The sequence below is a fragment of the Caballeronia sp. DA-9 genome (genome assembly GCF_051615025.1).
GTDB lineage: Bacteria > Pseudomonadota > Gammaproteobacteria > Burkholderiales > Burkholderiaceae > Caballeronia > Caballeronia sordidicola.
On the sequence record NZ_CP195132.1, the window covers coordinates 2,130,141 to 2,143,259 of the forward strand.

At 55.1% G+C, this 13,119-nt stretch carries 13 protein-coding genes; 4 read left to right on the top strand and 9 right to left on the bottom strand.

The genetic code is table 11. The features are described from left to right. Nucleotides 1–4 precede the first annotated feature (4 nt). Nucleotides 5–454, top strand: a complete 450-nt coding sequence (locus ACRWA7_RS16020; RefSeq protein WP_438391875.1) for a MarR family winged helix-turn-helix transcriptional regulator — start codon at nt 5–7, stop codon at nt 452–454. Nucleotides 455–925: 471 nt separating this feature from the next. Here ACRWA7_RS16020 and ACRWA7_RS16025 read toward each other — a convergent pair whose 3' ends face one another. The 5 genes from ACRWA7_RS16025 to ACRWA7_RS16045 form a co-directional block, all read right to left on the bottom strand. Then, a complete protein-coding gene (locus ACRWA7_RS16025; RefSeq protein ID WP_438391876.1) occupies nt 926–1,132 on the bottom strand; it encodes a hypothetical protein in 207 nt (68 codons plus the stop codon). A 709-nt stretch (nt 1,133–1,841) separates the two neighbouring features. After that, nucleotides 1,842–2,615, bottom strand: coding sequence for a class II aldolase/adducin family protein (locus ACRWA7_RS16030; RefSeq protein ID WP_438391877.1), 774 nt, complete (start codon nt 2,613–2,615; stop codon nt 1,842–1,844). A gap of 131 nt (nt 2,616–2,746) precedes the next feature. After that, the gene (gene fdhA, locus ACRWA7_RS16035) at nt 2,747–3,949 is read right to left on the bottom strand and encodes a formaldehyde dehydrogenase, glutathione-independent (protein WP_438391878.1); all 1,203 of its coding nucleotides are present in this window, start codon (nt 3,947–3,949) and stop codon (nt 2,747–2,749) included. Between the two features lie 75 nt (nt 3,950–4,024). After that, nucleotides 4,025–4,585: a carboxymuconolactone decarboxylase family protein gene (locus tag ACRWA7_RS16040; RefSeq protein ID WP_438391879.1), complete on the bottom strand. Its 561-nt coding sequence runs from the start codon at nt 4,583–4,585 to the stop codon at nt 4,025–4,027. A 98-nt stretch (nt 4,586–4,683) separates the two neighbouring features. Beyond that, nucleotides 4,684–5,064, bottom strand: a complete 381-nt coding sequence (locus tag ACRWA7_RS16045) for a hypothetical protein (RefSeq protein WP_438391880.1) — start codon at nt 5,062–5,064, stop codon at nt 4,684–4,686. 410 nt (nt 5,065–5,474) lie between these two features. Here ACRWA7_RS16045 and ACRWA7_RS16050 point away from each other — a divergent pair, with 410 nt between their 5' ends. The 3 genes from ACRWA7_RS16050 (at nt 5,475) to ACRWA7_RS16060 (ending at nt 8,871) form a co-directional block, all read left to right on the top strand. After that, a complete protein-coding gene (locus tag ACRWA7_RS16050; RefSeq protein ID WP_438391881.1) occupies nt 5,475–6,422 on the top strand; it encodes a hypothetical protein in 948 nt (315 codons plus the stop codon). 92 nt (nt 6,423–6,514) lie between these two features. Beyond that, nucleotides 6,515–7,876, top strand: coding sequence for an MFS transporter (locus ACRWA7_RS16055; RefSeq protein ID WP_438391882.1), 1,362 nt, complete (start codon nt 6,515–6,517; stop codon nt 7,874–7,876). A gap of 170 nt (nt 7,877–8,046) precedes the next feature. Further along, nucleotides 8,047–8,871, top strand: coding sequence for a helix-turn-helix transcriptional regulator (locus tag ACRWA7_RS16060; protein WP_438391883.1), 825 nt, complete (start codon nt 8,047–8,049; stop codon nt 8,869–8,871). A gap of 75 nt (nt 8,872–8,946) precedes the next feature. Here the strand turns inward: ACRWA7_RS16060 and ACRWA7_RS16065 are convergent, their stop codons facing one another. From ACRWA7_RS16065 to ACRWA7_RS16080, 4 genes are all read right to left on the bottom strand, one after another. After that, nucleotides 8,947–9,276 carry a 2Fe-2S iron-sulfur cluster-binding protein gene (locus tag ACRWA7_RS16065; protein ID WP_438391884.1) on the bottom strand — a complete coding sequence of 110 codons (330 nt, stop codon included), beginning with the start codon at nt 9,274–9,276 and terminating at the stop codon, nt 8,947–8,949. Further along, on the bottom strand, nt 9,273–10,361 hold the full coding sequence (locus ACRWA7_RS16070) for an aromatic ring-hydroxylating dioxygenase subunit alpha (RefSeq protein WP_438391885.1): 1,089 nt from the start codon (nt 10,359–10,361) through the stop codon (nt 9,273–9,275). The genes ACRWA7_RS16065 and ACRWA7_RS16070 overlap by 4 nt, the downstream gene beginning before the upstream one ends. Nucleotides 10,362–10,430: 69 nt before the next feature. Next, entirely contained in the window at nt 10,431–11,717 is a 1,287-nt protein-coding gene (locus tag ACRWA7_RS16075) for an NAD(P)/FAD-dependent oxidoreductase (protein WP_438391886.1), read from the bottom strand. After that, the gene (locus tag ACRWA7_RS16080; protein WP_438391887.1) at nt 11,714–12,652 is read right to left on the bottom strand and encodes a fumarylacetoacetate hydrolase family protein; all 939 of its coding nucleotides are present in this window, start codon (nt 12,650–12,652) and stop codon (nt 11,714–11,716) included. Before ACRWA7_RS16080 ends, ACRWA7_RS16075 begins: the two co-directional genes overlap by 4 nt. Nucleotides 12,653–13,119 lie beyond the last annotated feature (467 nt).

Below are 13,119 nucleotides of genomic sequence, written 5' to 3' on the forward strand. Positions count from 1 at the left end.
CTGCTTGTCACTCGCGATTGAAGAAGTGTGGTTCCTTTTGGCAAAAGCTAGCTCTACCCTCAGTCGAAAAGAAAATGCAAGATTCATCAATGAAATCGGCATCACGTTGTCGCAAGCGCGAATGCTCCTGAAGTTCGGGGATAATAGCGTCTATCACACGGCTTACAGCACATTGTCAGGTGAGTGGTGCCCAAGTTCAATTACCCGACTTGTCAGTCGACTGGTTGTACTAGGATTAGTTGCAAGCCATCTCAACGCCAAGGACACGCGATTGGTTCAGTTGTCGCTAACGCCCCGCGGTCGCGAGGTTTTATGGCGAGCACGGACCCTGCGATCGGTGGTTGATAACGAGCTTTTAACGGTTTTCACGCCTGACGAGAAGGAAAAACTCACGACATTGTTGCTCCGCGCACTGGAAAGTATTCGTTCTGGAAGTCAGCCCAACTTGACCTGATGTGACCAAGGTGGCGCCAGAAGCCGGCCAAAGGAAGTGTCATATGGCCTCACGAAGCGATATCAACGCCGCAGCAGTTGCTGCTATACCGAAAGCGAAATCGACGGTGAGCCACAACCGGTCGGCGCCGCGGTGGCTATCGAGAGCGATTTATCAACGATAGATCAGCAGGCCCTCGAAGTCATTTGAGCGTACGCTGTCACTTAACCATGCCGGCCAAAGAGCGGTCGGGGGCAACTCGAGGAAGTTAATGTAGTCCTGCGGCCATGTTCGAGAGCGTTGCGCGCCGTAATCGTCGACGGTGGGCACTACGAAGTCGCTGGAACAATCACGTGAGGTAACCCCAAATAGGGGGCTCCTTAGATCAACGCTTCGTTCAACGTGCGCTGGCGCAAGCCAAAGACAGCATCGCAAAACGGTGTTGCAAGACCAAGTTCGCGTCCGAGCCCCGGCAAAGCCCTTCGATTGGCATCAATTCCAGTGACCTTGACGCCGACGGACCTGAAGCACGGATTTCCTGAAGGGCTCAAGCTTGCGCGCAATCGATATCCCTTCGGCGACGCTCACGCCGGAGGAATGTCCGAGCTTCCCTATCAAATCGGCTTCCTCCATCATCCTTTCGACGATCACATAAGTGAGCGGACCGCCAAAGATCATGTCAGCGATCGAACGAGTCAAGGCCCTAACTGGATTCGTATTCTCCCGTAACTGAATCCACATAGCTGCCGTATCTTGCCGGGCAGACTGACACCGAAACCACAACCCGTAGCGGATTAGCAAAAGCGCTCGCTGGCTCGTTCAATGCATCTGACGGCGCGCCCACGATAAGGAAATTTCGCAACCCGCGGCTTGTTATGGATGGAGCAACGGTCGAAGACGATAGATGCACCGCGCAAATGATCGCTTAGCCTGAAGGCGCGTCTCATGGAACGACACTTCTGCGTCGCCTACGGCTAATCGTTGCCCATCAAGCGGTCCGTTGAAGCCGTCAAGGAACCACCATGAAGGCCAGTCATGATTGCCACAATGACGGTGGAAAGCCAATCAGCGGTTTCAGCGTTGGTGCAAGGCCCTGAAGCATCTGACCTTTTTAGGGCGACAATAACAACATAATCCTGAATGCGGAGCGCGTCGGTGTCCATAGTCGCCAGAATTGGGAAAAGACTGTTCGGAACCGGTGCTTTGGGTCGACACGCACGACACGTTCACACGGATTGCTTCGCGGAGTAATCTGCGTGTGAGTAAGGCCATCTCATCGTCGCCTTTCGACAACGCCGCGGCGATCAGTCCCATGACTGCACCGGGGCCGACAACATTCGTTTTCGTTGCCGACTCCGAAGCCGTCGGCTTGCATAACTGGCCATCAGCGCTTATGGGGCGTTGATTTTTAGCCCCTATAGGATGGATCTTTCGCATCAATCAGGCGCTGCATCGCATCGAAAACGTCCTGACCGGCACCGAAAAGTGGATCGAAGGTCAACGAGTCACGCACGCAGCTATCAAGAGTCGCTGTGGAAATTTCGATTGACTCACCCAATGACCGTGTTGCGATCTGGACTTCGCATGCTCGATGGAGGATCCACATCAACGAGAATGCGCTGGCGACTGTGGCCCCCATCGTTACCGGACCGTGATTGCGAAGCAGGAGCACCGGTTTGCCGTTTGCGCTTTCAACAATCCGTCGGCCCTCGTCCAGATGAACCGTAATGCCCTCGAAGTCATGGTAAGCAATCTTGCCGTACAATTGTGCGGCATAGAAATTCGAGAATTGCAAACCTTCCTTCGAACAGCAAACCGCCATCGTAGGCGTCGTGTGCATATGCATTACGCAGTGCGCGTCGGAGATGGTCGCGTGAATTGCGCTGTGAAAGGTGAAGCCGGCGGGGTTGATCGGCCAGTCGGAATGGTCAACTATGTTTCCATCCAGATCGATTTTAACAAGATTGGAAGCCCGTACCTCTTGGTAATGCAGCCCGAACGGATTCACCAAAAAATGTCCAGGCTCCCCGGGCACGCGTAACGAGATGTGGTTATATATCAGTTCGCTCCAGCCGATATGGGCAAAGATCCGGTACGCAGCGGCAAGCTGTACGCGCGCGGCCCATTCTTCTCGCGAAAACCGGTTCGGTCGCGCGAAGGGTTCATTCAAACTAACATTCATCTGTACCTCCATGTCGGACTTGAGGCTGCTCCACCGCGTACTCCGGCGGCGAACTTACCCAGCGGCGTTGCGTTGAGCGGAATGCCGCCAACGGTATGAACCCTTGCATATGCCGGGATGCAACGAAGTCGCTATGCCGCTTTCGAAAGCAAACCGTGCGGATCGATGACAAACTTCTTTGGAACTCCCGCATCGAATTCGGCGTATCCTGCCGGTGCCTGATCGAGTGTTATGACTTGAACATTGACCACTTTCGCGATGTCGATACGGTCCCAGAGGATCGCTTGCATCAGGTCGTGGTTATATTTCATCACAGGCGTTTGCCCGGTGAAGAAACTATGAGACTTCGCCCACCCGAGGCCCAGTCGAACCGACAGGCTACCGCTTCTGGCCGCTGTATCAGATGCGCCGGGATCGTCGGTAACGTAAAGGCCTGGGATCCCGATACTTCCAGCGACCCGAGTCACTTCCATGAGTGAGTTGAGGACGGTCGCGGGCGCCTCATGCTGCGAGCCAGTGTGTCCATGTCCGCGGGCCTCGAAACCGACGCAGTCGATAGCGCAATCTACTTCGGGAACCCCTAACAACTGGACGATTTGATCGGCCAACGAGGCGTCTTTTGACAGATCGACTGTTTCGAATCCCACGGCCCGAGCATGTTCGAGCCTGGTCGTATTGACGTCCCCGACGATCGTCACTGCCGCGCCAAGTAACCGGGCGGAGGCCGCTGCGGCCAGTCCGACAGGACCGGCACCTGCGATGTAGACCGTTGAGCCAGGGCGCACGCCTGCGGTAACAGCGCCGTGGTAACCGGTGGGCAGGATGTCGGATAGACACGTGAGATCACGGATTCGCTGCATGGCTCGGTCGCGATCAGGGAACTTTAATAGATTGAAGTCCGCGTAGGGTACGAACACATATTCAGCCTGCCCACCGATCCATCCACCCATGTCGACATAACCGTATGCACCGCCTGGCCTCCCCGGATTAACGGTCAGACAGACACCGGTATTTTGGGCTTTGCACATGCGGCAGCGCCCGCAAGCTACGTTAAAGGGCACGGACACGAGATCGCCTTTTCCCAGTGTCGTCACGTCGGAGCCTACGTCGATGATTTCCCCGGTTATCTCATGGCCGAGGACGAGGCCAGCCGGCGCGGTAGTGCGACCGCGCACCATGTGTTGGTCGGACCCGCAAATGTTCGTTGATACGACCCGCAGAACAACACCGTGGTTTGCCTTTCGTCCAGACGGATACACCATGTCCGGAAATGCGATAGGGCGGACTTCAACCTTGCCGGGCTCCACATACACCACCCCTCTGTTTCCAGTCATTACACGTCTCCTATTTAACGTGACTTTGTCGATTCGCACTTCAAGTGCCGCGCACGGGCGGATCCTTTGAACGATTCATGCCGGTTCGGAAAACGGTAGTTCGTTTTGACCATTCGCCCGAACTTCGAATACGTTCAACGTCATCGCAACAAGTGTGTAATACCCCAACAGCCCCACGAGGTTCACGACCACGGTTGGGCCGAATCTGTCGAAGGTACGTTGATAGATGTCGTCGGATACCCGAGCGGTTCGATGCAGTTGGGTCGCGAATTCAAAGATGATCTGATCGTCCACGTCGACCAGAAGCGGATCTTCGCGGCGCCTTATCGATTCAGCTATATGGTCGGGTAGACCCGCTTTAAGGGCGATAGGATAATGAATATGCCATTCGGCCTGAGATCGCAGGTGCGCCGCAGTTATCAGGATCGCTAATTCAGAAAGGCGAAGCGACAGTCCGGTCTCGTAGCGACAGAACGCTCCCAGACGCTGAGCGTGCTGAGCCAACTGGGGACTATGAATCCAGGACAGGAAAGGTCCGTCGAGATTTCTGCGCGGTCCGCTTGCGATTTCCTGAAGGATTGTGATCTGATCGGCGGTGGCGTTATCAGGATCGAATGTTGGAAGGCGGATTTGCACGATTGTCCTGACTGTGAACGTGAAAGAGGCGTTAGGCGCCTCGCACCAGGTCTGACAAGTGAAGGTGGGCTGAGCGCATTGGAAAGCTGACTCAGCGATTAAAGCCGCGCGGCAACGTACGAGACCAGCACCTCGCCGGGCGCCGCAGTTGCCTGCCCGGATTCCGAAACACGCCTTTTTGTGGTTCGTTCGAGAATTTGCCAACAGTTGTCCGGACCGCAGAGAAAAATGTCGAAGAAATCGGCAACCGTAAAGATGGGTACTTGCTCAAGAGGCAAGGGCTCGTTAGCGGCGAACGAGCGACACACGCTGGTCGCGTGCACCATATATCCCTCTGCGGAGACATCCGTAGACCGCTCCACATATGACGCGATGAGCGGATTCCTAACCTTTTTCCGATGCTCAAAAAACTTGCGAATTTCATGGCGCCCCTCAAGTACACGCTTTGCGTTGGTGTATTTGGCGTTCCCTTCGAACAACGGGTCGGGCGTTTCCTAAGCGGCATTGTCAGGGCACCAGTTGAATTCTGCATTAATCGTGTCAATGGCAAGGCGCGCCTCGAGTGTTTGCTGCGGCGTCATACAAGTCTCCTTAACAATCTTCGAGCTTGAGCACTCGATTAGGACGATTTTGCACGTTCGTTTGCGGGCTGTCTGTCCCACTCAATGTGGACAAAAAGGAGACTATCGCGTTCGCGCATTCACCCGTTCCCGGCATGCGGGTCGCTACGTACACATCATGGAGGACAGACATCTACACCCCTGAGCGCAATCATATGCACAGTGGTCGACGCTCGATTTCCTCGGGTCGCGATGTTTTTCAGGAGGCGATGGTTGTGATAACCCGGACACCAGGAATGCTTGTTTGCGTATCGCATTCACCAATCACGATGATTCGAGCGAAGGCGCCAGCTGAGGAGGAGCAGATTCTTGGCTTGTATGCCCAGTGCCGAGCGGATATCGAGGCGTTCAACCCCGAATTAGTAATTATCTTCGCCTCCGATCACTTCGCCGGATTCCACTTTTCGCTGATGCCGCAATACTGCGTCGGCGTGGCTGCTACCGCGGTTCAGGACGTAGGCGGATTCGGAGGTCCACTAAACGTTCCTCGCTCCCTTGCGCTCGCGCTCATCGATGAAATGAGTGGCAAAGGGTTCGATGCTGCGGTCTCACACCAAATGCGTGTGGACCATGCATTTTCACAACCCCTTCATCGGTTACTCGGTTCGCTAGACCGCTACCCGGTGATTCCAGTCTTTTTGAACGCGATTGCTAGCCCAGTGCTGTCATTTTCTCGAGCGGAACAATTGGGTGCGACGATCGGCGAAATCGTTGCGGCAACTGGAGAGCGGACCCTAGTAATCGGCTCTGGTGGCCTTTCGCATCATCCAACGCGTTATTACCCTCTACCGGGTACGGCAACCACAGAGGTTGAGGCGTACCAAATGCACGGCGCGTCCGAAAAATCGATGACAGATGAACAGTGGTTTAACCGCTTGTACGATATGCATGTGGAGGGTGCCACGATGCTTGTCGATGGGCGCAGAACCGCAAGGGATATCCGCTTAAATGCCGAGTTCGACGAAAACTTCATGCAGATGATTCGAGAGGGAAACCTGAGCGCTAGCCGCAATTGGGATTCAGAGTGGGTGATCGAGACAGCGGGCATCGGCGCAATGGAGGCGAATTCATGGGCAGCTGGACTTAGCGCCTACCAACAACTCGATCCAAGGCCGGTGCGTGATTCACTGTATGTTCCTGCTCTTGAATACGGGATCGGCTACGGCATGGCCGTAGCCGGAGGCGTTCAAGACCAGAGGAATGTTACAGCCGGTTAATGAGCGGTCGGATTACGAAGCATGAGAAAGCGAGCGGTCGGTCAGACATTGCGTCTGTTAGAACCGCGTCACCCGGTGACAAGGAGACAATAATGAAGCCCCAAAGCCTTAAAGCTGCACCTCGATTCGACCGAGATTCGAACTATTCGGCTGACGAAAAAATCGTATTAAAAAAAGTATCCGTTCGAATACTCGGATTCTTGTTTGTGCTGATGGTTTTCTCGTTTCTTGATCGAATAAATATCGGCTTCGCGGGGATCACGATGGCGCGGGATCTCCAACTAACAGGGGCCGCATTCGGGACTGCGTCTGGTGTGTTTTATGTGACATATATTCTTTCTGGTATCCCAAGCAATCTGATGTTGCAAAGAATAGGAGCTCGACGTTGGATCGCGATTTTGTTGGTAGTTTGGGGACTACTTTCCTCGGCAACTATGTTTGCGCACGACCTCAAATCACTGTGCATCCTTCGTGCTCTCGTAGGTGCTGCAGAAGGCGGGTTCCTTCCGGGTATGTTCTTGTATCTCGCTAGTTGGTTTCCCAGCTCACACCGCGCAAGGGCAGCCGGGATATTCCTGGTGGCAATGCCGGTCACAGCGGTCATTGGTTCGATCGCGTCGGGATTTTTGTTACGTATGGACGGAGTCGGCCATCTTTATGGCTGGCAGTGGCTCTTCGCATTAGAGGGAGCGCCCGCCGTGCTGTTGGGCATTGCTACGTGGTTGTTTCTCGCCGACCGACCGATGGAGGCTCGCTGGCTGACAGACGGTGAGAAAGTCCGGCTGGAAACCTTATTAAGACGAGACTCGATCGCCAATACTGATTCCAATCCTACTCAAACTTCCTGGCGCGGTGTCTTTATTGCGCCCGTGTTGCTACTTAGCGTCTTTTACTTTTGTGTGGTCAACAGTTTAAACATCACGTCCATGTGGGTCCCACAAATTGTTAAAAGCTTTAACGAAGGCATGAGTGGCGCATCGGTAAGTATGCTGCTTGCGGTTCCTCATGCCGTGACGGTAATCGCAATGATTGCATGGACCATGCATTCAGATTATCGCCGCGAGCGAAAGTGGCACTTGGTGGCCGCCGTCGGGCTAGCGATCATTGGCTGGCTAATGGTCGCATACGGAGGAGGTTCCTTGTTTCGCCTCGCGGGGATTGCCCTAGCATCAAGCGGTGCAAATGCGGCAATGGCGATATTCTGGACGCTACCATATGGGGCAATTCCCTCTGTTCAGCGCGCGCTGGGGATCTCGCTTATTAACTCCATCGGCAATGTCGGCTCCGCTGTGAGCCCAATCGTTGTCGGCGTGCTTAAGGATGTCACGCATACATTCATTGCGGGAATCGTGTACGCGGCCGCGACGCTTGCCATCGGCGTGTTGATCATCATCTTTTCGACCGCAGCCAAGCCCGCGATTGTTCGCGAACGGATGCCATCTGTCCCTCTCTGACTTCTGCCATCCCAGGGTGCTGCCGGGGACAACCCGAATTGGCAGCGTCGATAGCACCCTATAAGATATAGCGATTCGCTCACGCACGTGAGCGAGCGGGATTTCGACCCTTGCGAAGCGTTCCCGAGATTTCGCGGGGGTGTTGCTGAACGTGAGGGGAAGGGGCGAGTATGCGTTTCTGGAACATCTCAGCCGACTCAGGCACCAATGCTGACGGAAGGTCGTTGCTCCCAATCATTGATGCGATCGGCACAGACCGGCCCGAGGCGCTGTCAGACGCGGTGTTACATAGCTTGCAGGCAGAGTTGCGCGCTAAACACTGCTCGATCTTCCATTATCGAAATGCGCGCGTGGTCGAGTTCGTCTCGGGAGCTGATTTACTATCTCAATGTGTCGCAACGGAAAATGCCAAACCCTATATTGCAGGCGGCATTTTTCATCTCGACAGCAATCAAGGGATTTTGAACGATAAAGCGGCGACGTTGCCTGGCCGATCGGTCATTCATCATCAAACAATTGCTGATTTACGTGGATCCGCGCACAAGGAGCTTTACTTCAACGCGAGTCTTCTAGAACGCGTCTCTGTTATGCATTGTCTTGCAGATCGCAGTTGGCTCGCAATTAATCTCTACCGTCAGCGATGTGATGGTGCGATGACTGAGGAAGAGTTATTGCGTGCCGCGCAACTGGGGCCAGCAATCGCCCATTGCGTCGCCCGCCACGTCCAACTGGTCGGAGAACGCAAGCATAATGTTGCGCCCGGTCCGATGTCGGAACTTGATTTACTTGCCGAAATCGAAATGGTCTACCCACATATACCCAAGCGTGAACGAGAGGTAATGTGCGGCCTTTTGCGAGGCCTGACGGCGGACGGGATCGCGTGCCATTTGGGCGTAGGCGCAGCAACGGTTGTTACGTACAAACAGCGCCTATTTAGGCGACTGGAAATCAATACACGCAGTCAGCTGTTTGCCGCGTTTGCCAAGTACAAGTAATGGACTCGTCCGGTCCCAGCCGGGACCGGCCCTCAGCGTCGACGAAATCGTGATCGGACGATTTCTGGACGATTTCTACATTTGCGTCTCAGCAACGTAGACGATCATACCGTCGAATTCGGATGTGATGCGAACCTGGCAACCAAGGCGACTTCTCGATGTCGCAGGCGTTGCGGTGCAGCCCAGTAGCTCGAGTTCCATTGCCTCAGGTGGTGCGAGGACCGCCGCCCATTCAGGTGCAATCATGACGTGACATGTGGCACACGCACAACTGCCTCCACACTCCCCAATAACGCCGGGCACGCTGTTTTGAACGGCGGCCTCCATCAATGTCCAGCCATTAGGCGCATGCACGCGGTGTTCGACGCGGGCCGGATCAATGAAAACAATGCACGGGTCGCTCATAGGAGTGCGGCCTCCGCCATGCGTTTGAGTGCGCGGCGGGCGGCTACGCCGGGCTGGTCGCTCTTCAGGTTGATTTCGTACTGGCCCGCGTCTGGCTCGATCGCGTGCAAGCGTCGGATCTGTTCCAGCGCAAACACGTCTTCGTGAAACGCGTGAAGGGCAGACTTGGTTATATATTCCGTGACCTCTTCTTTGTCGATCGCGAAATCACGCGCGAACGTGAACCAGTAATGGGTCGTGTTTTGCGTTTCCGGCGTTAGAAAATGAGAGATAAATACTGTAAATTCGTTTCGTCCATCACCAGGCGTGAGGTTGCGTAAGACAGCTGACGCGTGGTGCAGGGCCGGCGTCAAAAAGTCTGACGTGGTAAGACGAGACATTTTCCCAGTAATCCCGGTCTGTATATACATCGGAGGAACATCGCATTCTTCGACAAAGCGGGTAATGCGCACCCGATCAGCAGTAACCTCGACGTCGAACGGCGAGCGTGCGAATTCCGGCGTACCCAGTGTCGTCGGATGAAGATACGTAAAATGAGTCAAATCGAGCAGGTTCTCGTGCAGCCCGACATAATTTGCCTTCAAAATGAGGTACGCGGCCGCAAAACTCCACTCGGCACTAGCGAGCCAACTCGTGTCTGGGATCGCTGCCTCGTCGGCATGCTCGGGCCGACCCATCCAGATCCACACGAAGGGACCGCGTTCCGCGACGGGATAGGCGCGAATACAGATGCTCGGCGGTATGACGTTCTGTGAGGGGACGTCGACGCAAAGGCCCGCGGTGTCAAACGCCAAACCGTGATACCCGCAGCGCACCGTGTCGCCTTCCAGTGTTCCCTTGGAAAGTGGGAAAGACCGATGCGGACATCGGTTTTGTAGCGCGACGGGGTGTCCCTCTTGAGTGCGATAAAACACGATGCTGTGCGAAAGTATCGTTCGCTCCTTGAGTTCCCTAGTGAACTCATCACTGCGGCCTATCACATACCAGCAATTTGGGATCAAGGGCGTATGTTCGTCAGCCAATTGGGCTCGCACGCGTGCGATGCCTGCGGTAGCTGGCCGAACAAAGGTAACAGAGCTATTCATGATTATCTCCTTCGTGTATTTGTCAACCTACGCCGCGTGAGACCTGAGATGCAGCGCGTCTCGTTTATTTCAAACGCGTCTTGTCAGTATGTTTGCCAAGGGCACGCCAGGGTCTTCTAAGGCCTTTCGATCAATGCCAAAGAGTGGCTGTGCGAATGCGCGTCGTGCGACCATGAATTCTTGCGGCCGGTTGAGGGACGCAGCAGCAACGAGCACGTCGTTCTGAAAATAGAATTCGCTAAAGGCCACTTGACTTCCGTCTGATACGGTGCGGACACTGGATGAGTTGGCTCCTGCCAAAAGCCCTACCATCTGAAGCTTGTGGCCGTGTTGGTCCGACCAAAACCACGGGGGTGGCAGGTTTGTCGGCTCATGACCACGAATGATCTCAGCGATCGCCTTCGCCTGGTCCATTGCTCGCGGTACCGATTCAAATCGAATGTTGCGTCCTATCCGAGCATCGAATGTCGATGTGCAGTCTCCCGCTGCGAAGATGGAGGCGTCGCTTGTGCGACCGAAACCATCCACGACGATGCCGCCGTCCACGACAAGCCCTGCAGTCAGTCCAAGTTCATCATTGGGAACCGCGCCGATACCGACGACAACCAGATCTGCGGGCACTCTGCTACCGTCACTGCAGAGGACGCCGTTGACCGCGCCTTGCCCTTCGAATCCGACCACGGTCACATCGGTTCGGATTTGCACTTCCGCTTGTCGATGAATAGCCGTAAGTGCCGCCGAAATGGCGGGCGATGCCACCCTGGCAAGAATTCGATCGGCAGTTTCCAGCACTGTTACTCCTAGCCCTGCAGCTCGGGCGGACGCGGCGAATTCGAGACCGACGTATCCGCCACCGACGACCACGAGGCGCCGCTTTCCTAACATCTGCTCAGCGATTGCGTGGGCGTCAGGCAGCGAGCGCAGACTCATCACACCGGGGAGTTCCGCGCCGGGTATCGATAGGCGCCTTGCTCGGGCTCCAGTCGCAATGACGAGCACGTCGTATGCAGTTCGGCCACCTTGCTCGGTCACGACCTCTTTTCGTTCTCGGTCAATGGCAGTGACGCGGGTAGACAATCGAAGATCAACGTTCGATTCGCGATAATGCGATTCTTCTCGAAAAAAGAGGCGCTGAACGTCAAAGCCAGGCGAGAAGAATGCCTTTGACAAGGGTGGTCGTTGATAGGGCGGATGGGGCTCATCCGCGAACAGCGTTATAAGAAATTCCTGCCGTGTCGCCAGCAGGGATGCGATTAACTGGGCCGCAGCCTGTCCGCCTCCGATGATGACCACTCGGTTCCGTACGGCCAAAGTGTCTGCAGAAGGAAGCGGCACGCCTTCGAAAGCGTTTTTCATGTGCGCACCTCAACTGGATTCGCCAGCGTCCCGATGCCCGAGATGGTGACTTCGATCGGGCCGCCGAGCGAGGTCAAATCAACGTCCTGTACTGCCAGGCCGTCCGAACCAGCTTTTTTAAGGGCAGTGTCCATCAAAATAATGTCACCCATTTCAAGCGTCATATATGACGATTTAAAATTCACCACGTCTGAAACCTCGAAGGCTAACTTCGCAGTGCTATCTTCTGGCACCACCTTGTCTCGGTGTGAGCGACGGACGATAAGGTCGTGCTGGTCGGAAACGGTGTTGCGCGTTGCAATCCACGGCCCGATTGGCTCGAAAGTGTCCGTACGTTTATAGCGGCCTGGATAACTTACCCAGCTATTGAGGTATTCGATTTCAAAAGGATTGCTTTCTTTCGGGTGGATGGCGCGATCGTGAAATGTATCTTCGGCACGCATCAACGGCGCAGTCAAATCATTAATGGTTGTGTAACCAAAGACGTGATCGTACGCGCCGCCTACGGAGATACCGGCTCCCCCCGTCCCAATGATTATAGCGAGGTCCGGTTCGGGATGTGCCCTACCGGAAGCCGTCCGCAGACGGATCGGTTGACCGTGCCTGACGAGCGATGACGAAGGCTTAATGAAGCCCGCCGGGTGATTTGGGCCTTTTATTATGCGGTCCTTGTTGGCGCCGTTGTTCAGTGCAATACAGGCGATTTTCATCGGCTGAGGTATAGGCGGCGCGCGTTGCCCTTCGTTAATTGGGACGGGTTCCGCTGGACCGACCGCATCCTTAACGTTTTCGCCTGCGATCGACCAGTTCTCTGTGAGAGAAAGCATGTTTTGAGCGCTGATCCCCATCAGGTCTGGAAGCAGGTCTACGGTTTCCGCATCGAGCGGCGCCGCAAGGCGGTGCGCCCCTCGATAAATGACAGTTCCAAGCTTCACAAGCGAAATCCTTTAAAAGAGCGGTATCGAGCCAACCGGTACGCCGCGCCAGTTCGAGAGAGGTTGTCAAATCGCTGCTTTCAACGTCAACTCGTCTAGCCGAACGTACGAGTTTCAAGATCGTAATCGAGCGAAGCTGTTATCAGGAAATCGGACATACGTGCTCTCGTCCCCCTAGCTTTTACGCCAAACCACCGTTCCTTACACCGCATCATAGAAGCGTTGCTTCGATCGGTCTGTCCATGCCGAATAGGACAACGTTAACGCGATGTTTGGAGATTACGAGAGATGCAAATTGCCAACGGCTTATTCGGGCAAGCGATGACGCAAACCCTGACGCAAACCCTGACGCAAATCATGTCGACTGGCAGCTGGCGGGTGCCTCCCGAGGAGGGGTGGCGTCGGGAATTTGGACAGAGGGATAAGGGGGATCTGTCGGCGGTGCGTGGAGAGTGGCATAACTCGAA